At 59.4% G+C, this 22,579-nt stretch carries 20 protein-coding genes; 4 read left to right on the forward strand and 16 right to left on the reverse strand.

Annotated elements, in window-relative coordinates; translation table 11 throughout:
• Positions 1–3: 3 nt before the first annotated feature.
• Together deoD and N4A58_RS19020 are read right to left on the reverse strand one after the other, a co-directional pair.
• Positions 4–708: a purine-nucleoside phosphorylase gene (gene deoD / locus N4A58_RS19015; protein ID WP_293712698.1), complete on the reverse strand. Its 705-nt coding sequence runs from the start codon at positions 706–708 to the stop codon at positions 4–6.
• A gap of 125 nt (positions 709–833) precedes the next feature.
• Positions 834–2,801: a protein meaA gene (locus N4A58_RS19020; RefSeq protein WP_072707833.1), complete on the reverse strand. Its 1,968-nt coding sequence runs from the start codon at positions 2,799–2,801 to the stop codon at positions 834–836.
• Between the two features lie 281 nt (positions 2,802–3,082).
• Here N4A58_RS19020 and ccrA point away from each other — a divergent pair, with 281 nt between their 5' ends.
• The 3 genes from ccrA (at position 3,083) to N4A58_RS19035 (ending at position 6,868) form a co-directional block, all read left to right on the forward strand.
• Positions 3,083–4,366, forward strand: a complete 1,284-nt coding sequence (gene ccrA / locus N4A58_RS19025) for a crotonyl-CoA carboxylase/reductase (protein WP_092464044.1) — start codon at positions 3,083–3,085, stop codon at positions 4,364–4,366.
• A gap of 213 nt (positions 4,367–4,579) precedes the next feature.
• A complete protein-coding gene (locus N4A58_RS19030) occupies positions 4,580–5,296 on the forward strand; it encodes a LuxR family transcriptional regulator (protein WP_293712701.1) in 717 nt (238 codons plus the stop codon).
• A gap of 48 nt (positions 5,297–5,344) precedes the next feature.
• A complete protein-coding gene (locus N4A58_RS19035; protein WP_293712703.1) occupies positions 5,345–6,868 on the forward strand; it encodes an AAA family ATPase in 1,524 nt (507 codons plus the stop codon).
• A 67-nt stretch (positions 6,869–6,935) separates the two neighbouring features.
• On the opposite strand, the gene N4A58_RS19040 is transcribed toward N4A58_RS19035, so the two are convergent.
• The 11 genes from N4A58_RS19040 to trpS form a co-directional block, all read right to left on the reverse strand.
• Entirely contained in the window at positions 6,936–7,706 is a 771-nt protein-coding gene (locus tag N4A58_RS19040) for a TIGR02186 family protein (protein WP_293712705.1), read from the reverse strand.
• Complete coding sequence (locus tag N4A58_RS19045; RefSeq protein ID WP_293712706.1) at positions 7,703–8,614, reverse strand: sulfite exporter TauE/SafE family protein; 912 nt, start codon at positions 8,612–8,614, stop codon at positions 7,703–7,705. Before N4A58_RS19045 ends, N4A58_RS19040 begins: the two co-directional genes overlap by 4 nt.
• A gap of 113 nt (positions 8,615–8,727) precedes the next feature.
• The gene (locus tag N4A58_RS19050; RefSeq protein ID WP_293712708.1) at positions 8,728–9,693 is read right to left on the reverse strand and encodes an ABC transporter permease; all 966 of its coding nucleotides are present in this window, start codon (positions 9,691–9,693) and stop codon (positions 8,728–8,730) included.
• 2 nt (positions 9,694–9,695) lie between these two features.
• Positions 9,696–10,787, reverse strand: coding sequence for an ABC transporter permease (locus tag N4A58_RS19055; RefSeq protein ID WP_072707820.1), 1,092 nt, complete (start codon positions 10,785–10,787; stop codon positions 9,696–9,698).
• Positions 10,780–12,357: an ABC transporter ATP-binding protein gene (locus N4A58_RS19060; RefSeq protein ID WP_293712710.1), complete on the reverse strand. Its 1,578-nt coding sequence runs from the start codon at positions 12,355–12,357 to the stop codon at positions 10,780–10,782. The genes N4A58_RS19055 and N4A58_RS19060 overlap by 8 nt, the downstream gene beginning before the upstream one ends.
• A 40-nt stretch (positions 12,358–12,397) precedes the next feature.
• On the reverse strand, positions 12,398–13,387 hold the full coding sequence (locus N4A58_RS19065) for a BMP family ABC transporter substrate-binding protein (protein ID WP_072707816.1): 990 nt from the start codon (positions 13,385–13,387) through the stop codon (positions 12,398–12,400).
• Positions 13,388–13,535: 148 nt separating this feature from the next.
• Entirely contained in the window at positions 13,536–13,913 is a 378-nt protein-coding gene (locus N4A58_RS19070; RefSeq protein WP_293712713.1) for a GNAT family N-acetyltransferase, read from the reverse strand.
• A 35-nt stretch (positions 13,914–13,948) separates the two neighbouring features.
• Positions 13,949–14,533 carry a tRNA (adenosine(37)-N6)-threonylcarbamoyltransferase complex dimerization subunit type 1 TsaB gene (gene tsaB, locus N4A58_RS19075; protein WP_293712715.1) on the reverse strand — a complete coding sequence of 195 codons (585 nt, stop codon included), beginning with the start codon at positions 14,531–14,533 and terminating at the stop codon, positions 13,949–13,951.
• 2 nt (positions 14,534–14,535) lie between these two features.
• Positions 14,536–15,099 (reverse strand): NifU family protein, encoded by a 564-nt coding sequence (locus N4A58_RS19080; RefSeq protein WP_072707810.1) that lies wholly within the window; start codon positions 15,097–15,099, stop codon positions 14,536–14,538.
• An 85-nt stretch (positions 15,100–15,184) separates the two neighbouring features.
• Complete coding sequence (locus N4A58_RS19085; RefSeq protein WP_072707808.1) at positions 15,185–15,640, reverse strand: universal stress protein; 456 nt, start codon at positions 15,638–15,640, stop codon at positions 15,185–15,187.
• 256 nt (positions 15,641–15,896) lie between these two features.
• Positions 15,897–16,925, reverse strand: a complete 1,029-nt coding sequence (gene trpS, locus N4A58_RS19090) for a tryptophan--tRNA ligase (protein ID WP_293712718.1) — start codon at positions 16,923–16,925, stop codon at positions 15,897–15,899.
• Between trpS and N4A58_RS19095 the strand changes: the two genes are divergently transcribed.
• Entirely contained in the window at positions 16,912–17,691 is a 780-nt protein-coding gene (locus N4A58_RS19095) for a rhomboid family intramembrane serine protease (protein ID WP_367177055.1), read from the forward strand. The two genes, trpS and N4A58_RS19095, sit on opposite strands and share 14 nt — an antisense overlap.
• Here the strand turns inward: N4A58_RS19095 and N4A58_RS19100 are convergent.
• From N4A58_RS19100 to N4A58_RS19110, 3 genes are all read right to left on the reverse strand, one after another.
• Positions 17,636–18,196 (reverse strand): DUF308 domain-containing protein, encoded by a 561-nt coding sequence (locus tag N4A58_RS19100; RefSeq protein ID WP_293712720.1) that lies wholly within the window; start codon positions 18,194–18,196, stop codon positions 17,636–17,638. The genes N4A58_RS19095 and N4A58_RS19100 overlap by 56 nt on opposite strands.
• Before the next feature lie 74 nt (positions 18,197–18,270).
• Entirely contained in the window at positions 18,271–19,818 is a 1,548-nt protein-coding gene (gene murJ / locus N4A58_RS19105) for a murein biosynthesis integral membrane protein MurJ (RefSeq protein WP_293712722.1), read from the reverse strand.
• Positions 19,815–22,565, reverse strand: coding sequence for a [protein-PII] uridylyltransferase (locus N4A58_RS19110; protein ID WP_293712724.1), 2,751 nt, complete (start codon positions 22,563–22,565; stop codon positions 19,815–19,817). Before N4A58_RS19110 ends, murJ begins: the two co-directional genes overlap by 4 nt.
• Positions 22,566–22,579: the final 14 nt, after the last annotated feature.

Below are 22,579 nucleotides of genomic sequence, written 5' to 3' on the forward strand. Positions count from 1 at the left end.
CCGTCAGGCGAAGGCCGCTTCCAAAGCAATCTCGACCATCTCGCCAAAGCTGCGCTCGCGGTCCTCGGAGGGCAGCGCCTCGCCCGTCTGCAGATGGTCCGAGATCGTCAGAATCGCCAAAGCCCGCCGCCCATAGCGCGCAGCCAAGGTGTAAAGCTCTGCCGCCTCCATCTCGACCGCCAGAATGCCGTGACGGGTCATCTGCTCGTTGAGATCGGGGCGCTCGTCGTAGAACACGTCAGAGCTATAGATCCCGCCCACATGGGGCACCGACCCACGCGCTTCTGCCGCCGCAACCGCCGACCGCAGTAGCCCGAAATCCGCACAGGAGGCATAGTTCAATTCGCGGAAAATCCCCGATGACGGCGTCGACAAGGTCGAGCTTGTCATCGCAATTACCAGATCGCGGATCTTGACCTGAGGCTGCATTCCCCCGGCCGACCCGATCCGGATCAAGGTCTGCGCACTATAGTCCTTGATCAACTCGTTGGCGTAGATGGACAGCGACGGCATACCCATCCCGCTGCCCTGAATGGTCACCCGATGCCCGCGCCACGTCCCGGTGAACCCTAGCATCCCGCGCACCTCGTTCACCAACTCGGCGCCTTCCAGAAACGTCTCGGCCGCCCACTTGGCCCGATAGGGATCGCCCGGCATCAGCACGGTCTCGGCGATCTGCCCCGGCTTTGCGCCAATATGTACCGTCATCGTTAAGTCTCCCGCATTTACCTGACGGTCAAAAAAGAACGGGGCCCGCCGAATGGCAAGCCCTCGTCTTTCTGCTTTGCATAAATACTCAACGTCACGGACGCTCCAGCCGCCGCAAACGATGGTTATTCAGCGGCAACCGGTGTTGGATCAACCAGCGTCACGATATCCATCATGATCCGGTTCAATTCAAAGTCCTTGGGGGTGTAAACCTTGGCCACACCAAACCCAAGCAGTCGCTGTGCGTCTTCGTCAGGGATGATCCCGCCGACCACCACAGGGATGTCCCCCAACCCCGCTGACCGCATCCGGTTCATCACGTCTTCGACGAGGGGAATATGACTGCCGGACAGAATCGACAACCCGACCACATGGACGTCATCCTCTTGGGCGGCTTTTACGATCTCTTCGGGTGTCAGGCGGATTCCCTCGTACTCGATATCCATCCCGCAGTCGCGCGCGCGGAAGGCAATCTGCTCTGCTCCGTTCGAGTGACCGTCAAGGCCGGGCTTGCCCACTAGGAACTTCAGGCGGCGCCCCAGCTTGTCGCTGACTGCGTCCACTGCCTCGCGGATGTCGTCCAGCCCCTCGGTCTTGTTCGAGATGCCGCGCGCGACGCCCGTCGGACCGCGGTATTCGCCAAAGGCGGCGCGCATCTCTGCGGCCCATTCACCGGTGGTCGCGCCAGCCTTGGCCGCTTTGATCGATGCGGGCATGACGTTGCCGCCAGCTTTGGTGGTCTCGCGTAGCTCGGCCAGAGCGGCCTGTACGGCGGCTTCGTCCCGCTCGGCGCGCCATTCATTCAGGCGTGCGATCTGTTCCTGCTCGACGGCGGGATCGACGACCATGATGCCACCGTCCTCGCCCATCAGCGGGCTGGGTTCGCCCTGCTGGAACTTGTTCACGCCAACGACGATGGTCTCGTTCTTTTCGATACGGTTCAGGCGATCCGCGTTCGATTCGACCAGTCGGCCCTTCATGTATTCGATCGAGCTGACGGCACCGCCCATGCCGTCCAGCTGCGCCAGCTCTTGGCGTGCGCCTTCTTTCAGGGCTTCAACCTTGGCGTCCACAGCGGGGTTGCCGTCAAATAGGTCTTCGTATTCCAGAAGGTCAGTCTCGTAGGCCAAAATCTGCTGCATGCGCATGGACCACTGTTGGTCCCACGGTCGGGGCAGGCCAAGCGCTTCGTTCCATGCGGGCAGCTGCACAGCGCGGGCGCGGGCCTTTTTCGACAGGGTCACGGCCAGCATCTCGATCAAGATACGGTACACATTGTTTTCAGGCTGCTGTTCGGTCAGGCCAAGGCTGTTGACCTGAACGCCATAGCGGAAACGACGGTACTTCGCCTCTTCAACACCATAGCGCTCTAGGCAGATTTCGTCCCATAGGTCCACAAACGCGCGCATTTTGCACATCTCGGTGACAAAGCGAATCCCAGCGTTCACGAAGAAGCTGATGCGGCCGACCAGCGTCGGGAAATCCTCGGCGGGGACGCGCGGGCGCAATTCGTCCAGCACGGCGGTCGCGGTGGCCAAAGCGAAGGCGAGTTCCTGTTCGGGCGTCGCACCGGCCTCTTGCAGGTGATAGGAACACACGTTCATTGGGTTCCACTTGGGCACGTTCTGGTAGCAGTACTCGGCCACGTCCGCGATCAGCTTGAGCGAAGGCTTGGGCGGGCAGATATAAGTCCCGCGCGACAGGTATTCCTTGATCAAGTCGTTCTGGACAGTGCCCTGCAGCTTGGAGACGTCCGCGCCCTGTTCCTCTGCCACCGCAATATAAAGAGACAGCAGCCAAGGCGCCGTCGCGTTGATGGTCATAGAGGTGTTCATCTGTTCCAGCGGGATCTGGTCGAACAGGGTGCGCATATCCCCCAGATGGCAAACGGGCACGCCAACCTTGCCAACCTCGCCTTTGGCCAGGACGTGGTCACTGTCGTAGCCGGTCTGGGTGGGCAGGTCGAATGCGACCGAGAGACCGGTCTGACCCTTGGCCAGGTTACCACGATAAAGGGCGTTCGACGCGGCTGCGGTCGAGTGGCCAGCATAGGTGCGGATCAGCCAGGGGCGGTCTTTCTGAGTCTCGGTCATCGGTGCCTCGCAATGAATACGGTTCAGCAATTTTCTTGCGTTCGTGTCTTAGTACTTGGAATTATATGGCGCTGTCAATTCGCCGCGATGCGGCGCAAACCCCTATTTTTCAAGATGCTCGCGCAGCATTCGACTTTGGTCGCGACATAAAATTTCAAAATGACGCGTGAAAACAGTTGCGATGTTGCGTGGCCGATTATATCCATGCTGCAGAGGCAGCGCGATTCTGCGCCGCAGAAGAGAGTTTACCCCCGAAACTTCGGGAGCATGGAGGCACGACGATGGCACTTGATACAAACACTGGGATTGCCCCCTACGATGCGCCGGAAAAGGAACTGTACGAAGTGGGCGAAATGCCGCCCCTAGGCTATGTTCCCCCGAAAATGTATGCTTGGGCGATCCGCCGCGAGCGTCACGGCGAACCGGAAACTTCGTTCCAGAAAGAGGTCGTAGACACTTGGCAAATCGACAGCCACGAAGTGCTGGTCCTCGTGATGGCTGCCGGTGTTAACTATAATGGCGTCTGGGCAGGTCTCGGCCAGCCGATCTCGCCCTTTGATGTTCACAAGCAAGATTACCACATCGCAGGCTCTGACGCCTCGGGGATTGTGTGGGCCGTTGGCGATAAAGTGAAAAACTGGAAGGTGGGTGATGAAGTTGTCATCCATTGTAACCAGGACGACGGCGACGACGAAGAGTGCAACGGCGGCGACCCGATGTTCTCTCCGACTCAGCGCATCTGGGGCTACGAAACCGGTGACGGCTCGTTCTCTCAGTTCACCCGCGTTCAGGCCCAGCAGCTGATGCCCCGTCCCAAGCACCTGACTTGGGAAGAGAGCGCCTGCTACACTCTGACCTTGGCGACCGCATACCGGATGCTTTTCGGTCACCACCCCCACGAGCTGAAGCCTGGCCAGAACGTTCTGGTTTGGGGGGCATCGGGCGGTCTGGGTTCGTACGCTATCCAGCTGGCGAATACTGCAGGTGCGAACGCAATTGGCGTTATCTCGGACGAGAGCAAGCGTCAGTTCGTTCTTGATCAGGGTGCCAAAGGCGTCATTAACCGCAAGGAATTTGACTGCTGGGGTCAGCTGCCCACCGTGAACTCGCCCGAATACAATGCGTGGCTGAAAGAGGCGCGCAAGTTCGGCAAGGCGATCTGGGACATCACCGGCAAGGGTGTGAATGTGGACATGGTCTTCGAACATCCCGGTGAATCGACCTTCCCGGTTTCGACTCTGATCGTGAAAAAGGGCGGTATCGTTGTGATCTGCGCGGGCACCTCTGGCTTCAACTGTACCTTCGACGTGCGCTACATGTGGATGCACCAGAAGCGTCTGCAGGGCTCGCACTTTGCGAACCTGAAACAGGCTGCCTCGGCGAACCGTCTGATGTGCGAGCGTCGTCTGGACCCCTGTATGTCCGAAGTGTTCGAGTGGGAGCAGATTCCGCAGGCACACACCAAAATGCTGCGCAACGAACACAAGCCCGGCAACATGGCTGTGTTGGTTCAGGCGCCGAAGACTGGCCTGCGCACCTTTGAAGAGGCGCTCGAGGCGAAGTAAGACGCGCCCCGCAGACTAGAAAAACAAAGCCGTGCATCCTTTGGATGTGCGGTTTTTTCTATCGTGCTTTTGTAATTTTATATGTTAGCAACAATTAAACCCTTGCAGTCATAGGCCCGTGAACGCACTCTGCAATTGTTTATTTATATTGTTTTGCGGGCTGCGAATTTTATCTAGCGCGTCTCCGCAGTTTTCATTGTCAGGAGTTTCGTTGTGTTGGACACATCCGTTGCGTCTTTGTTGGATCAAATTCGGGATATTCAGGACGAAGACGATCTAGATGCGTTTGTCTGCCGGCTAAAAGACTACTTTGGAACAACGCACTGCGCCTTTTTCGTGATGGCGCCCGGTGGAGGTGTGAGCTTGTTTGGCACCTTTCCCAAGGCATGGAGCGAAGAGTACTTCACGCGCGGAATGGATCGGCACGACCCCATCATCATGGCGTGTTACAACAGTCATATGCCCGTCAACTGGCAGGATTTAGACTGGTCCAGCCGCCAGTCGCAGATCATTTATCAGGTAGCTCTGTCGAACGGGCTAGGGCCTCAGGGTTACACCGTTCCGATCCGTGGCCCGCGCGGACAATACGCGGCGCTTAGCCTGTGCGGCTGTGAGAGCGGGCAGGAGTGGCGCGAAAAGTGGCAGCGCTTGCAGGTCGATGTCCTGACAATTTGCCATTTCCTGAACGCGCGCGTGCTGGAGATGTGCCCCAAGACGCACAATGATCCGTACAAAGGTCTGTCACCGCGCGAAGTGGACGCGATGTCTTTTCTCGCGCGGGGTCTGAGCCGCGCGCAGATTGCCGAAACGCTCCGGATTTCCGAACACACGTTGCGGGCCTATATCGAGTCTGCGCGCCGAAAATTGGACGCCGCCAACACCACCCACGCTGTGGCCAAGGCGATTTCCCACGGCTTCATTCTGGTCTAGGCGTTTTGTCAGTTCCGTTGGGTCGTGGCCCTGTGTAGTGTCCGCGCCATGAGCGTTCCTAGCATTACCTTTTCCGAAGATCAGGCCGAGGCCCACGACCGTATCACGCAGCTGATGCGCGGGGTCGGGGTGGATCTGGACAACGGTATCCTCACGCCTTTGGTCGAGGAAAAGCAATCTATTCTTGGCATTACCGGCAAGGCGGGGTCCGGTAAGACCATGCTATTGGCCGCAGTCGTCAAAGCGCTAGAGGAAGCTGGCGTCGAGATTGTCTCTGGCGACTACGAGGGCCGCAAGAAAAAGGAACGCCGGACGCTCGCGATCCTTGCGCCGACAAACAAAGCAGCCAGCGTTCTGCGCATGCGCGGGGTGCCCGCGACCACGATCCATCGCATTCTCTATAGCCCCGTTTATGATCCCGAATTTGAACGCGTGGCCGAATGGCTGGCGGGCAATGCCGAGCGGCCAGAGATCGAAGCGCTGACTGACGAAGCACTCGAGCGCGCCAAGGCGAGCTACGAGCTGCACAAGTCTGTGCCGGGGGCCTTGGCGGCTGCTGGATTGCGGGGCTCGGACTTTATCACCGGATGGAAGCGCCGTGAGCACCCGCTGGACATCGGTCTGGTGGACGAAGCGTCGATGCTGGATGACCGGCAGTTTGACGATCTGCGCGACATCTTTCCGACGCTGATGCTGTTTGGCGATCCGGCGCAGCTCGCGCCAGTGAACCAGTCGGGCAAGATGGTGTTCGATAAGCTGCCCGAGCCTGCTGTCATGCATTTGAACCGCATTCACCGGCAGCAGAACGACAGCCCGATTCTCGACATTGCGCATGCGCTCGCCGATCCGGACTTAGGATTTGAAGATTTCGAGCGCCTGATCGAACAAAAAGCCCGCGAGGATGATCGCGTGGTCTGGGGCCAGAGGGTCGAGGTTGACCTGATGGCTCGTAGTCCGGTTCTGGTGTGGCGCAACGCGACGCGTATCCGCCTGATCAATGCCTTCCGTAGTGTGTACGGCGCGCCCGAGACCGAGCTTTTAGAGGGCGAGCCGTTAATCTGCGATGGTATCGAATTGCCTCTGAAGCACCGAAAAAAGCGTATTGATCTAGAGGCGCGTGGCCTGATTAAGGGTGCGCAGGTTGTCTATCTGGGGCCTGGCCGCAAGCCGGGTTTCTCTCGACTGCACGTTTTGGGGGCCGAGGAGCCTCAGGTCTCGGCGGCGTCGATCGTGAAAATCGAGAAGCCGGATGAGGAAGAGCCGTTTATCCCCTTTGCAGCGCGGATGGGGGCTGCGTTCTTGCATGGCGCGGCGGTGACGATCCACAAGGCGCAGGGATCGCAGTGGACAGACGTTCAGGTTTTTGCTCCTGATATCTATGCCGCAGCGCGGATGGGACGAACCGAAGCGGGGCAACCTCTGTGGAAGCGGCTGGCATATGTTGCTGTGACCCGCGCGTCAGAGCGGCTTTATTGGGTTGTGCGCCCGCGCTTGTCCAAGCCAAGTGGGCCACTCAGCGTCGCGGATTTGGGCGGTACGCCCGCGCCCTTGCAGATGGACTTTACGGAGTAAGAGGGGCGCTGCCCCTCTCTTGCGTGTTGCGCAATTCACTCCCCGGAGTATTTTCAGCAAAAAGAAGTCAGCGGCGGATCAACTGGAAAAAGGTGGATGCACCCCAGCCCGCGGCAACCGCGAGAGCGAGGCTGAGTAGGCCGTAGAGTAGGGGCTGCTGGCGGGACAAGGTGAACAGCCAGCGTTCCAAGCCGACTTTGCGGACAAGGATTGGAGCCTCTTCGTGGGTCAGGACAGCGCCCTCTCGTGTCACGAAAATACGGGTGGTGTATTCACCTTCGGTCAGGTTCGCAGGCAGTGTGATCCGTGTGTCGAACAGTGTGCTTTCTCGGAGTTCGGCGGAGTCCTCGTTGATCAGGTAAGAGCCATTGCGTTCTCGAATTCGGATCAGCGCGTCGGTAAAGCTTTCTGCATCTTCAATCTCTCGCGGGGCGCCGACAGAACGGATGGCGCGGGGGATAGAAATTTTGTGTCGCAGATCTTCGGTCTCGGACAGGATCTCTGACAGTGGGCCGGTGGTGGCGACGGCGTAGAAACTGGGGGCGCGGTCGATTTCAACGGAGTCGGTGTTCATCCAGATGCCTGCCACACGCTCTTTGCGCCAAACTGTTGTGGGGCCAGAGGGACCGGCAACGGTAATGATGACGTGCAGGGGCTCTTCTTCGGGATCGACAGCGCTGAGGTCGCGTTTGATCGCACCGTAGATCAGGATGTCGGAGCCATCAAACCGGGTGGTGATCCGCACCTCTTCTTGGCTCAGGCCAAGTACCAGTTCTTCGGCCTGCAAGGGGAGGGCGAGGAGGCAAAATGCGATGAGGGAAGCTAGAAGTCGCATCACGACGTCCCGATCGAATAGAGGTCGGACGGAGTCAGCAACAGATCAAGCCCCAGCTTGCCGCAGACCAGCAGCACGAGCGCGGCGAGCGCGATGCGCAGTTGCTCCGCCTTGAGCTTTGCGCCGATCTGCGTGCCGAATTGCGCACCAATGACGCCGCCCACCAGCAAGAGCAGGGCGAGTACGATATCGACGGTGTAGTTGGTCGTGGCGTGTAGCAAAGTGGTAAATGCGGTCACAAAGATGATCTGGAACAGCGACGTGCCGATCACCACCTTGGTGGGCATGCCGAGGATATAGATCATCGCGGGGACCATGATAAAGCCGCCGCCCACGCCCATGATCGCGGACAGGATGCCCACCGACAGTCCGACGAGAAAAGGCGGAATGGCCGAGATATAGAGCCCCGATGCGCGAAACCGCATCTTGAGCGGCAGTGTTTGCGCGATGCCGCGGCCACGCTTTTTGCTCTTGGTCGGGCCTTGGCGTTTGGACTTACGCAGAGCGTTCAAGCTCTCGATCATCATCAGGCCACCGACGATGCCGAGAAAAACCACGTAAAAGAGGTTCACCAACAGGTCCACTTGCCCAAGCTGCTTGAGCAAGGTGAACACGTATACCCCGAGCGCCGAGCCAACGAGGCCGCCCGCCATGAGGACCGAGCCCATCTTGAAATCAACGGTCTTGCGTTTGAGGTGCGCCATCAACGCCGAAAAAGACGAAGCGACAATCTGGTTCGCGCCGGTGGCCACGGCCACGGCGGGTGGAACGCCAATAAAGAATAGGAGTGGCGTGATCAGAAAGCCGCCACCAACACCAAACATGCCAGATAAAAGACCCACGATTCCCCCAAGCCCAAGCAGGAGGAACGCGTTGACTGAAACTTCGGCAATCGGGAGGTAGATCTGCATGGTTCACCGTAGCGTGTGTCCTGTGCAGAGCACAAGAAAATCGCAACGCGCCCAATAGCTTCGTGTCGGACGTGTTGCACTGCAGAAACGGGGCCGCGCGGGCCCCGTTCATTTCAACGCTCTTTGACGTAGGGCTCGCCGCCTGCGCGGGGCGGGATTGCCTTGCCCACGAACCCAGCAAGGAAGATGACCGTCAGGATGTAGGGCAGGACGTCCATCACCTGAACCGGAATGACGATCCCGCCGAGGTCAAGGTTCTGATAGCGCAGGGCAACGGCTTGTAATAGCCCGAACAGCAGGCAGGCCCAGAGTGCATTCCAAGGACGCCACTTTGCAAAGATCAGTGCCGCCAAAGCGATAAAGCCACGGCCTGCTGTCATATCTTTGACGAAGCCCGCTTGCAGGCCCGTTGCCAGATAGGCCCCAGCCACCCCGCAAAGCACGCCACAGATCAATACTGCTGCGTAGCGCAGGCGGGTTACCGAAACGCCCGCTGTGTCGACCGCCGCAGGGTTTTCGCCCACAGCGCGAAGGCGCAAACCAAAGCGGGTACGGAAGAGAACCCACCACGTGATCGGCACCAGCGCAAACGCCATGTAGACCAGCACAGAATGGCCAGAAATCAAATCGCCGTAGATCGGCCCGAGGAAGGGCACGCCAGACAAGGTATCGGCAAAGGGCAGGTTGATCGGCTCGAACCGCGCACCGCCCATGAGGCTGGGCGTGCGCCCGCCTTGTTGAAACCAGCTCTGCGCCACAAGGACAGTCAGACCGGCAGCAAGGAAATTAATCGCAACCCCCGAGATCAACTGATTGCCGCGAAAGGTGATTGATGCCAGCCCGTGCACCAAAGCGAGCAGCATCGACGCGCCAATGCCTGCCAGCAGCCCCAGCCAGACAGAACCGGTCACATAAGCCACAGCAGCAGAAAGGAAGGCCGCAGCCAGCATCTTGCCCTCTAGCCCGATGTCGAAAACGCCCGCACGCTCGCTGTACAAACCAGCGAGACAGGCCAACAGCAGCGGGGTTGCCAGACGGATTGTGGAGTCGAGGATCTGGATAAGTGTCAGAAAATCCATTCTCAGGCTCCTTTGCGCAGGGACAGGAAGATGCGTTCCAGCGGCATTCGGACCATGTGATCCAACGCGCCTGTGAATAGGATCACCAGCGCTTGGATCACCACGATCAATTCTCGCGGTATGCTGGTCCACAGCGCCAGTTCTGCGCCGCCCTGATACAAAAAGCCGAACAGCAATGCTGCGATCAGCACGCCGAACGGGTGATTGCGGCCCATCAGTGCCACTGCGATCCCGATGAAGCCAGCGCCTTCGACGGCGTTCAGGACCAGACGTTCCGCTTCGCCCATGACGTTGTTCACGGCCATCAATCCGGCAAGGCCACCCGAGATCAGCATCGCGATCATCGTGATTTTGACAGGGTTGATGCCTGCGTAGACCGCCGCAGGCTCCGAATGTCCAAACGCGCGGATTTCATAGCCCAGACGAGTGCGCCACAGCAGCAGCCAAACCGCCAGACAAGCCAGCAGCGCTACAACGAATGTCACGTTAGCAGGCGCGGCTTTGGAAAACTCGATGCCGATCGGGGCCAGCAAGTCGTGCAGGGTTGGCAGGTGCGTGCCTTCGGGGAATTTGTCGGTGGCGGGATCCATAGAGCCGACCGGCCTCAGCAGGTTCACCAGCAAGTAGTTCAGCAGGCCTGCTGCGATGAAGTTGAACATGATCGTCGTGATCACGATGTGGCTGCCGCGTTTGGCCTGTAGGTAGGCTGGGATCAGAGCCCACGCCGCGCCAAAAAGTGCCGCGCCGATTGCGGCAACGGGCAGGGCGAGCAGCCAGTGGGGCAGGGGCAGGTACAAACACGCCAGCGCCACGCCAAGGCCGCCGAGCATCGCCTGACCCTCGCCACCGATGTTGAACAGGCGCGCGTGGTAGGCCACCGCAACCGCCAGACCGGTAAAGATAAAGTTGGTAGTGTAGTACAGGGTGTACCCCCAGCCATAGGTCGAGCCCAAGGCGCCAGACACCATCATCTTGACTGCGGCCCACGGGTTTTCACCAATGGCCAGAATGACCAGCGCGGACAGGCCCGCCGCCAGCAAAAGAGAAATGAGCGGGATTAGGAAAACATCCGCCCAACGGGGCATCTTATCCATGTTGGGACGCCTCTTGGCTAACGGGGTCACGGGTGTCGGTAATACCGGCCATCATCAGACCCAATTCTTTTTCATCAGTGGTTGCGGGATCGCGGAAGCCCATGATCTGTCCGTCGAACATCACCGCAATCCGGTCGGACAGAGCAAAGATCTCGTCCAACTCGACAGAGACCAGCAGGATCGCTTTGCCTTGGTCGCGCAGAGCGATGATCTGTTCGTGAATGAACTCAATCGCGCCGATGTCCACGCCACGGGTGGGCTGGCCGATCAGCAGTAGGTCAGGATTGCGCTCGATCTCGCGGGCGACCACGATCTTCTGCTGGTTGCCACCTGAAAAGCTTTTGGCCGAGAGCCAGCAATCGGGCGGACGCACATCAAACTTGGCCATCTTGGCCTGTGTGTCCTGCCGCAGCGCATCGTTGTCCATAAACAGGCCGCGCTGGTACTTTTCATCGCGGTGGTAGCCAAAGGCGACGTTTTCCCATGCGTGGAAGTCTAGGATCAGACCCTCGCGGTGACGATCCTCTGGCACGTGCGCGATGCCCAAGTGACGGCGCGCACTGGCGTCCGCACCCGCGCCAGAGAGAGGTAGAGGCTGTCCGTTCAAACGGATAGTCCCCTTCGCGTCTCGCATCCCGCCAAGAACTTCGAGAAGCTCGGACTGCCCATTGCCTGCAACGCCTGCGATCCCAAGGATTTCGCCCGCGCGGATATCCAGATCAATGCCCTTGAGCCGTTCGACGCCAGAGCTGTCGCGTACTTGCAGGTTCTCAATCTCTAGGATTTTCGCGCCCGGAACGGCGGGCACTTTGTCCACGCGCAGCAACACTTTGCGACCGACCATCAGCTCGGCCAGATGCTCTGGGCTGGTCTCGGCCGTTTTGACCGTTGCTGTCATCTCGCCGCGGCGCATCACGCTGACGGTATCGGTGATTTCCATGATCTCGCGCAGTTTGTGCGTGATCAGGATGATCGTTTTGCCTTCGCGGCGCAGGTTTTCCAGAATGCGGAACAGGTGATCCGCCTCGGCGGGGGTCAGGACGCCCGTGGGCTCGTCCAAGATCAGAATTTCGGCTTGGCGGTACAGCGCCTTCAGGATTTCGACCCGCTGCTGGTGCCCGACGCTCAGATCTTCGACGACCGAGTCAGGGTCCACGTTCAGTTCGTATTCTTTGGCCAGAGCGGTCAGTTCTTTGCGCGCCTTGGCCAGTGAAGGACGCAAGAGCGCGCCATCTTCTGCCCCGAGGATTACATTCTCGAGGACGGTAAAATTCGGAACCAGCTTGAAGTGCTGGAACACCATGCCGATGCCCGCCGCAATGGCGGCCTGACTGTCGGTGATGTTGGTCTTGGTGCCGTTGATAAAAACTTCGCCCCAGTCCGCTTTGTAAAAGCCATAGAGGATCGACATCAGGGTCGACTTCCCCGCGCCGTTTTCCCCGATGATCCCGTGGATCGTGCCGGGCATCACACGGATCGAGATGTCCTTGTTTGCTTGGACAGGGCCAAAGGATTTCGAGATACCGCGCAGCTCGATCGCCGGAGTTTTGGCAGCATCAGGGGCGGCCATGTCTGGCCGCCCCGTATGTTGGTTGGAAACCATGTGCGCCTTACTCGACCGGGCAGGTGCTGTCGGCCATGTAGTCGTGCACGACCAGCTCACCGCTTGCGATTTTTGCGGCTGCCTCGTCGACAGCGGCTTTCATTTCTGCGGTGATCAGCGCTTCGTTGTTTTCATCAATTGCATAGCCAATGCCGCCGTTCGCGATGCCCATGACCTGAATGCCAGTTTCCAGATCGGTGCCCGCCGAGAATGCCTCGTAGACCGCGTTGTCCACGCGCTTCAGCATCGAGGTCAGAACTTTGCCGGGGTGCATGTAGTTCTGGTTGCTGTCCACACCGATACCCAGAATGCCCTCGTCCGCTGCCGCCTGCAGAACACCAACACCGGTGCCGCCTGCTGCGTGGTACACAACGTCCGCGCCCTGCGAAATCTGGGCTTTGGTCAGCTCTGCGCCCTTCACAGGGTCACCCCACGCGGCAGGGGTGGTGCCGGTCATGTTCTGGATGACGGTCGCATCGGGGTTCGCCGCCTTGGCACCCTGAACATAGCCGCATGCGAATTTGCGGATCAGCGGGATGTCCATGCCGCCCACGAAGCCAACGGTGCCGGACTCGGACTTCATCGCCGCCAGCATGCCGACCAGATACGAGCCTTCGTGCTCGTTAAAAACGACCGAGCGCACGTTCGGCTTGTCGGTCACCATGTCGATGATCGCGAATTTGGTGTCGGGGTAGTCGTCTGCCACTTCGTCCAGCGCGCTGCCAAAGGCAAAGCCAGCCATGACGATCGGGTTTGCGCCGGCCTCGGCAAAGCGGCGCAGGGCCTGCTCGCGCTGGGCTTCGGACTGAAGCTCGATCTCGCGGTAGGTTTCGCCGGTTTCTTCGGCCCACTTCTGCGCGCCAGTGTGCGCAGCCTCGTTAAAGCTTTTGTCAAACTTGCCGCCAAGATCATAGATCAGCGCGGGCTCGGCTGCGGCGGCGCCTGCGGTCAGGGCCAGCGCGGCAGCGGCGCCAAAAAATTTGTGCATCATGGTCATGATAGTCTCCTGTTGGACGAGGTGCTGCCCTACAGCTTGGCGCACCTTTCGGCTGCGGACTCGTCTGGTCCGGCTCTGCCCAATTTAGTGCCGACCCATCCAGAAGGGTCAATAGAATTTTTGATTGTTTGGTCAGTTGACCCTGCGTTCAATCGGCGAGTGACCGCGACATCACCAGTGCGTCGACCACGCGGCCGTCCTGCAAATGGTAATAGGCCTTGCGTTTGCCTGCCTCTTTCCAGCCCGCGCGTCGGTAAAGCGCTGTCGCCGCGCTGTTTTCGACGGACACTTCGAGAAAGGCTGACGCTGCGCCAAGCCGCTGCGCTTTTTCGTGAAATGCTGAGAGTGCGCGCATCCCCAAGCCGCGCTTTTGATGGGCGGGATCGGTCACGATGGTCAGAAGCTCGGCTTCATCAAACATCACGCGGCCCAAGGCGAAGCTGTTGGAGTCGCCAACAACGAAAACGCCGTTCTGCCCCAAGAGGTCAGCGAAATCTTTAGCGCTCCATGCCTTGGTCTCGGTCATGGCGCGTCCGTGGGTAGTGGCAAGCGCGTCCGGTGTCACGGCAGGATGACTGGCGGCGCGTCCTTGGCGGGAGCCGCATCAGCTGCGCGTAGGTAGAGCGGCGCAGGCGCCTCTGTCTCGAATGCCGCGCGAGTCAGGGCAACCCTTGCAATTCGTTCCGCCAGTTCCACAGGGGCAGGGGGCAAGAGCGCGGGCACTTCGCCGTCCGTGGTCTTGACCCGCATCAACGGCGCCTCGGGCGCGCAGCCATATCCTTGCTCGTAGATCTGGTCGCGCGGGGCAGGGACGTGCACTCGCACAGGGCGCGGGGCATCCAAAGCTGTCGCGTCCAGCGTCGATACGCCCACTGCCGGAATGCCCAAGGCCATGGCCATTCCGCGCGCTGCAGAGACCGATATCCGGATTCCGGTGAAATTGCCGGGCCCGATGCCCACGCCGATCACGCCGAGGTCTGCCCAAGCGCATCCGCCCTCTGCCAGAACCTTTTCAATCAAGGGCACCAGATGCTCTGCCTGTCCGCGCGACATTTCCGTAGCACGCGCGGCGACCAACTGATCCCCGTTCAGCAAAGCGGCCGCGCAATGCGCGGCCGATGTGTCAAACGCCAGAGTCCAAACCATCGTTAAACAGCGACGGGACGGACTTCGGTCACTTCGGGAATGTAGTGGCGCAGCAGGTTCTCGATCCCCATTTTCAGGGTCAGAGTGCTGCTGGGGCAGCCGGCGCAGGCGCCCTGCATGTGCAGATAGACGACGCCGCGATCAAACCCGTGGAAAGTGATGTCGCCACCGTCCTGAGCTACAGCGGGACGCACGCGGGTGTCCAACAGCTCTTTGATCTGGGTGACGATTTCGCCGTCCTCACCGGTGTGCTCCGCGTGACCGGACGACGCAGTCTCGCCTTCGTCCATCACAGGGGCGCCAGACTGGAAGTGCTCCATGATCGCACCCAGCAGGTTGGGCTTGATGTGGTCCCATTCGACATCGTCAGACTTGGTTACAGTGACAAAGTCATTGCCCAAAAATACGCCCGAAACGCCAGAGACAGCGAACAAACGGGTGGCCAGAGGCGATTTGGCAGCAGTGTCCGCGCTTGGGAAATCTGCAGTGCCAACTTCCAAAACCGCCTGCCCGGGCAGGAATTTCAACGTCGCCGGGTTCGGGGTCGATTCAGTCTGGATGAACATCAGGGGGCCTCCGGTTAACTCAGCAATGGATATGCGGGCGCACCGCCCGACTGTCAAGGTTTAGAAACATTCTAAATGGTGCAGATCAGGTGATCGCTTCAAGCCGCTCTTTGCTCATGTCACCGGGCACGATGGTGAACGGAATGGGCAATTCCCCTGCGGAACGGGTCAATTGCGTAACCAGTGGGCCCGGTCCGCCTTTGCCAGATCCTGCACCCAGCACAAGAACACCAATCTCTTCATCCTCGCGAACATGTGCCAAAATCTCGGGCACTGCCTCGCCTTCCCGGATCACAAGCTCTGGGTCGACATTCTGTTTGTCGCGCATCCACTTGGCGAAAACCTCATAGTGCGCCTGAATGCGTTCGCGGGTTTCCTCACGCATGATGTCCCCGACGCCGATCCAATGATTGAATTCATCTGGTGGAATAATCGACAGAATTGTCACGCCGCCGCCCGTATGAGCCGCGCGCATCGCCGCAAAGCGCATCGCGTTCAAGCACTCGCGAGTATCATCCAAAACAACAAGGAATTTGCGCATCATAGTCCTCCCGACTAAGGGGGAACTTTGCACTGCCCTGTGTTCGCTGGCAAGCGCGCAGCCTCTTTCTTGGTGTAAATACCCCGTTGCACTGGCTGCCATCCAGAACGCCAAGGCTTGGGACCCAACGGAAAAAGCCCCCGCAAATCGCGAGGGCTCTGATCTAAGAGAAACGCCTGATCGGCAAGGGTCAGGTAATTAAAATCGTCTCGATCCTAAAAGGCAGTTCGTAACGAATTCGTTCACCTTTGCCCGATCACATGCCGGGACGTAGTAGACCGACGATGTCGTAGGTTTTTTGCAGGATGGGTTCTGCAATCTCTTTGGCGCGGTCCGAGCCTTTCAGCAAGAGGCGGTCAATCTCTGCGGGATCGTCCATCAGGCGCTTCATCTCTGTCGAGATTGGCGCCAGTTTCTCCACGGCCAGATCGGCCAGCGCAGGTTTGAACTTGCCCCAGCCTTCGCCGCCAAACTCTGCGATCACCGCCTCGCTGCTTGTCTCGGACAAAGCGGCGTAGATGTTCACAAGATTGCGCGCCTCGGGGCGTTCGCTCAAGCCATCTAGTGACTCGGGCAGGGGCTCGGGGTCTGTTTTGGCTTTCTTGAACTTCTTGGCGATGGTGTCGGCGTTATCGGTCATGTTGATGCGCTCCATGTCCGACTCGCCGGACTTGGACATCTTTTTCGACCCATCGCGCAGGTTCATGACGCGGGTGGCGGGGCCTTCGATGATAGGCTCGCACATTGGGAAGAAGTCCTCGGCCTTGAAGTCCTTATTGAATTTCGAGGCGATGTCGCGGGTCAGTTCGACGTGTTGCTTCTGATCCTCGCCCACCGGGACGTGGGTCGCGTGGTACAGCAGAATGTCCGCTGCCATCAGCGAAGGATACGCGTACAGGCCCAAGGACACTTTCTCGGCATTCTTGCCAGCTTTGTCCTTGAACTGAGTCATGCGGTTCATCCAGCCCACACGCGCGACACAGTTAAAGATCCAGCCAAGCTCCGCGTGCTGCGGGACCGACGCCTGATTGAACAGGATCGATTTCGAAGGGTCGATGCCAGAGGCAATGAAACCGGCGGCAACTTCGCGCGTTGCGTGCTTGAGTTCTGCGGGATCTTGCCAGACGGTGATCGCATGCAGGTCCACGACACAATAGATGGTCTCGTAGTCCTGTCCCTGCATGTCCACAAAGCGTTTGATCGCACCGAGGTAGTTCCCCAGTGTCAAACCGCCCGAAGGTTTGATCCCCGAAAACACACGGGGGGTATGGGTGGCTGCAGTCATCGGAATTCTCCGTCTGGATTTTAAGGCCTGCATCGCTTACCCCCTGCTCAAAGGCAACGTCAAGGATCGCACCATGAACACCCCCCCGCATAATGGTCCTATCAACCCGATGCCGCCCTACATTGTGGCGCTGTTTCTGGTACTCGTCGGCATCGAGGCTGTGCTGTCGCTGGCTGATCGCGGGATCGTTGGCGGGGCCATGGGGGTCGGCTGGCGTATGTCCGCGCTCGAGGAATACGGCTTCTCGCCCCGCGTCTTCTGGTGGATGTTCGAGAACGGGATATTCCCGCCAGAGCATCTGAAACGCTTTGTCTCCTACGCCTTTGTGCATGGCACCTTTACCCACGCTTTGTTCGCGGGTGTCTTTGTGCTGGCGCTTGGCAAAATGGTCGGCGAAGCTTTCGGGGCAATCGCAACGCTCGCAGTTTTCTTGGTGGCGACGGTCTGCGGCGCCGTGATCTACGCCGTTTTCGTCGGTGGTGACCGGTTACTGTTTGGCGCATATCCAGGCGCTTATGGCTTGATCGGGGCCTTCACTTATGTGCTGTGGCTCCGGCTCGGTCAGATGGGCGAAGCGCAGGTGCGGGCGTTTTCCCTGATCGGGATGCTGCTGGGGATTCAGCTGGTGTTTGCTGTGCTGTTCAGTGGCCCCAAGGACTGGGTTGCGGATATTGGCGGCTTTGTGGCTGGTTTCCTGCTGTCCTTCGCGGTCAGCCCCGGGGGTTGGACCAAGATCCTGAATAAGCTGCGCCAGCGCTCTGATTGATCTGGGTTGAACTGGCGATTGTTAGCACAACGATCCCGTTCGAGATTAGTTCTGTTCCAATCATAAGCCCGAGCATCAAGCTTGCGTTCTGGGGCAAGATCAGGGCAAGCAATCCCCCCAGCATCGCAGAGGCGAGCCCCGCTATAAACAAGGCGCGGCCCGCCTGAGGGTCGTGTAATGCACGCCCGATCGCCAGCTTCAGCGTGCCTGATAGCAAAAACAGCAACGCCACCAGTAACGTGACGGTCTGCGCTCCTGCTGCAGGCGCTGCAATCAGCACCACACCCAAGAGCAGCGCGACCAGTCCCAGCCCAAGCGTTCCTCGGACCACGGGGGCATGCATGGATTGCGCCGCGGCGATGATCTGGATCGTGCCGATAAAGATAAAGAGCCAGCCCGCAATCACTTCGACCGCGATCGAGACCAGCAGAGGCGCGGCCAATGCCACGATCCCCGACGAACAGAATAGTAGCCCTACGATCCGCAGGGCGCTTTTGTTAGGCATGCCTCATCTCCCACCACTCGGCTGCATGGTGGGAGCTTAGACGCGGAACTCTTAAGCCGAGGTGTAGAGTTCCATTACCTTTTTAAGTTGCGCTTGAATTCCGACAATCGGAATGCACCGATCAGCTGTCCGATCCCGAAATAGCTGACCATACCTGTCCCTACGAGGGCCAGAAGCACTGGCAGTTTCCATGCCGGATTGGCAAGCAGCGGCAGCAAGATTGCGTTCAGTCCATACAGAATGGCACCCATCGCGAGCGAGGCGAGAACGATACGGACAATCCGATTCTGAAAGCGTGCGTCCATCTGGGCCGCTTCGCCCATTTTGCGGGACATGAACCAGAGCAGCAGGACAGTGCCCCACCCCGCCAGAGTCGTCCCCCATGCGGCGGCGATAAAGCCGATGATCGGAGACAGCCCAACCGCCATTCCGAAGTTGATCGCGAGAGAGGCAAGCGCGATGTAGAAAGGGCGCTTGGTGTCTTCGCGGGCAAAGAACAGGGGTTGCAGGACCTTTTGCAGGACGAAAGCAGGCAGACCTAGGCCATAGACGGCCACGGCGAGCGCGGTTGCACTGGTATCGCTGATCTCGAAAGCGCCGCGTTGAAACAGGACTGTCACCAGCGCGTCAGGGATTGCAACCAGCGCAACGGCGGCTGGAACAGTCAGTGCCAAAGAGACCTCGGCAGCGCGGTTCAGGGCATCACGCCCGCCGCTCGTGTCTCCCGCACGCAGGCGGCGGGACAAATCAGGCAGCAACACAACGCCGATCGCCACCCCGACCACGCCGAGCGGCAGTTGGTACAGGCGATCGGCATAGTTCAGCCACGCGACTGCCCCTTCGAAGTAGCTCGCGACTTGTCGGCCGATCAGTAGGTTCACTTGCACGACGCCGCCAGCCAAGGCTGCGGGACCTGCGATGATCGCCAGCCGCTTTACCTCTGGGGTGATGCGGGGCAGGCGCGGATAAAGCCGAAAACCCTCTGCCGCCGCCGCGCGCCAAACGATGCCCATCTGGATCAGGCCCGCGATTGGGACGGACCAGGACAGGGTCAGACCGGGATCCCAACCCAGAAGGTAGCCAAGGCCCAAAGCTCCAAGGAAGATGATATTCAGGGCCACGGGGGCTGCGGCAGCAGCAAAGAATTTGCCCGTCGCATTCAAGAGACCCGAAAGCAGCGCCGCCAGCGAGATCAGCAGAATGTAGGGAAAGGCGATCCGCCCATACAGCACCGCCAGATCGAACCGCTCGTCCCCCGCAAAGCCGCTGGCCATGGCCAGAACAAGGGCGGGCATAAAGACCTGCGCAATGACCGTAAATACAATCAGAGTCGAGCCGAGCGCGGCAAACGCATCCTGTGCAAAGACACGCGCTTTTTCTTGGCTTTCATCGCCCTCTAGTTTTTTGGAGAACATGGGCACGAAGGCCATGTTGAACGCCCCTTCGGCAAAGAAGCGGCGGAACATGTTGGGCAGCGAAAACGCGACCAGAAATGCCTCGGCCACGGGACCGGCACCCAGCATCGAGGCAATCGCCATGTCCCGCAAAAAACCAAGGATGCGGCTGGCAAAGGTCCAGCCGCCCACCGTCAGGAACCCTGACATCAACCGGATTGGTTTCACGCAATCGCCCTTTCAACGCCTTTGTCGATGGCTTCGCGCAGCTTCTTTTCCAGACCTTCTCGTTTGCTGGCCGAGTGGAATTTCAGCCCGAACATGTCTTTGACGTAGAACGAGTCGACGACCTGTTCGCCGTAGGTCGCGATGACCGCGCTACTGATGTAGACGTTCGCATTCGAGAGCGTCCGAGATAGGTCATAGAGCAGGCCAGGACGGTCGCGGGTGTCGACCTCGATGATCGTGTATATCTCGGACCCTTCGTTGTCGAAGGTGATGTGGGTCGGCACGCGGAATGCCTTTTCGCGCTTCTTGAACTTGTCTTTGTCCTTGAGCGCTTGGCCCGCCAGAACTTCGCCCTTCAGTGTTTTGCCGATCATTGACCGCAGGCGGGGCAGGCGCGATTCCTCGTAAGGGTGACCTTCGGCGTCCTGCACCCAGAACACGGCGGTCGCGTAGCCGTCCTTGGACGTATATGTACGCGCATCCACCACGTTTGCCCCAACCAGCGCCAAGGCCCCGGCAAGACGCGCAAAGATGCCCGGATGGTCCGCCATAGCAAAGCATGCGCGCGTCGCGTCGCGGTCTGCGTCCAGCTTCAGATCAATGCGAATTTCGTCGTCCGGGATGTCCTTGAGCAGTTCGGCAAAGATCGCGTGGGCCTGTAGCGGCAGTCCGGTCCAGTAGGGCGGATAATGACGCTTGGTCTCGCGCTTGAAAGCGGCCTCGCTCCAGTCCGGCAGGGCAGCGCGCAGGGCTTTGCGGGCCTCATTGCCACGAGTTTCGCGGTTGATCTCTTCGAGACCGTGTTCCAGCGCACGGGCGGTTTCCGCATGGAGCTGGCGCAGCAACATCGCCTTCCAGTTGTTCCACGTATCTGGGCCCACGCCGCGGATGTCGCAGACGGTCAGGATGGTCAGCAGGTCCAAGCGCTTGCGATTCTTCACCACCTTGGCGAAATCGCGGACTGTGCGCGGATCGGAAATGTCCCGCTTTTGCGCAACGTCGGACATCAGCAGGTGATAGCGCACCAGCCACTCAACCGTCTCGCATTCCTCTTTCTTGAGGCCAAGGCGGGGGGCCACACGGCGGGCGATCTGCGCGCCAAGGATCGAATGATCTTCGGGGCGGCCTTTGCCGATGTCGTGCAGCAGCATCGCAACGTAGAGCACTTTGCGATTCACATCCCCTTCGAAAATCGAAGAGGCGAGGGGCAGGGGCTCTGTCAGCTCTTGGCGTTCGATCTGGGCCATCTGGCTGATGCACTGGATGGTGTGCTCGTCGACGGTGTAGCTGTGGTACATGTTGAACTGCATCATCGCGACGATGGGCGCGAATTCAGGCATGAATGCCCCAAGGACGCCAAGTTCGTTCATTCGGCGCAGCGCACGTTCTGGATTGCCGCGTTTCAGCAGCAGCCCGAGGAAGATTTTGTTCGCCTCTTTGCTATTGCGCAAATTGTCGTCGATCCGGTCCAGATTGCCCACGACCAAGCGCATGGCGTCGGGGTGGATGAGCAAACCGGTACGCAAGGCTTCGTCGAAGAGACGTAGAAAGTTCAGGGGATCGGACAAGAACGCGTCTTCGTCCAGAATGGCGAGACGGTTGTTGATCTCCTTGTAGCCGTCTCGCAGCTTCTTGCGGCGGCGGAACAGGGTGGCGAGCGAGGGGCCAGGCTTGTTGTGGCTCGCCTCGAGCGAGGTCAGAAAGATGCGGGTCAAATCGCCCACCGAGGTCGCGTGCCGGAAGTAATCCTGCATGAAGTGTTCGACCCCGCGGCGTCCGCCGGTGTCGACATAGCCCATGCGGCTGGCAACCTCGACTTGCAGGTCGAAGGTCAACTGCTCGGTGGGACGGTTCGTGACCAAATGCAGATGGCAACGCGTGGCCCAGAGGAAATCTTCGGCCCGCACCAGCATCTCGTACTCTTCGCGAGTAAAAACGCCAAGGGGGACCAGATCCGCGGCATCATCGACGCCGTGCACGTATTTTGCGATCCAGAACATCGATTGCAGGTCGCGCAGGCCGCCTTTGCCTTCTTTTACGTTGGGTTCAACAACGTAGCGTTGGCCGCCCTGCTTTTCATGGCGCAGGTCCCGCTCTTCGAGCTTGGCCGCAATAAATTCGCGGCCCGTGGATTTGAACAGGTCATCGCGCAGGCGGTCGTGCAGCTTGTTGGACAGTGGCTCGTCACCCGCTAGATAGCGCTGCTCTAGCAGCGAGGTGCGGATGGTGAAATCCTCTTTGCCCAGACGCAGGCAATCCGCAATCGTGCGACTGGCGTGCCCGACTTTCATGCGCAGGTCCCAGAGCAGGTAGAGCATGGTTTCGATCACGCTCTCGGCCCAAGGGGTGATTTTATACGGGGTCAGGAACAGCAGATCGACGTCCGAAAACGGTGCCATATCCCCGCGTCCGTATCCGCCGACCGCCAGAACCGACAGCTTTTCGCCTTCGGTCGGGGTGGAAAGAGGATGGATATATTCCGCCGCGATCTTCAAAACAGCAATGACGATGCTGTCGGTCAGATAGGTATAGGCATGGGTCGTTTCGCGCGCTTTGAACGGGGCCTTGGCTAGGCCCTCGGCGATCGCTGCGCGGCCAGCCTTCTGGGCCTCCATCAGCAGTTTGAACGACGATTTGCGGAAGTCGGAAGAGTTGCCTTCTGCAGCCTCGAAAGCCGCTGCGATGGCTTGGTCAATGGCTGCCCGGTCGAAGATCTCTTCGGCCGGACAAATCAGGTCTTTCGTCATTTCTTTCCCTTAAC

Source organism: Donghicola sp. (genome assembly GCF_025210255.1).
Taxonomy (GTDB): domain Bacteria; phylum Pseudomonadota; class Alphaproteobacteria; order Rhodobacterales; family Rhodobacteraceae; genus Donghicola; species Donghicola eburneus.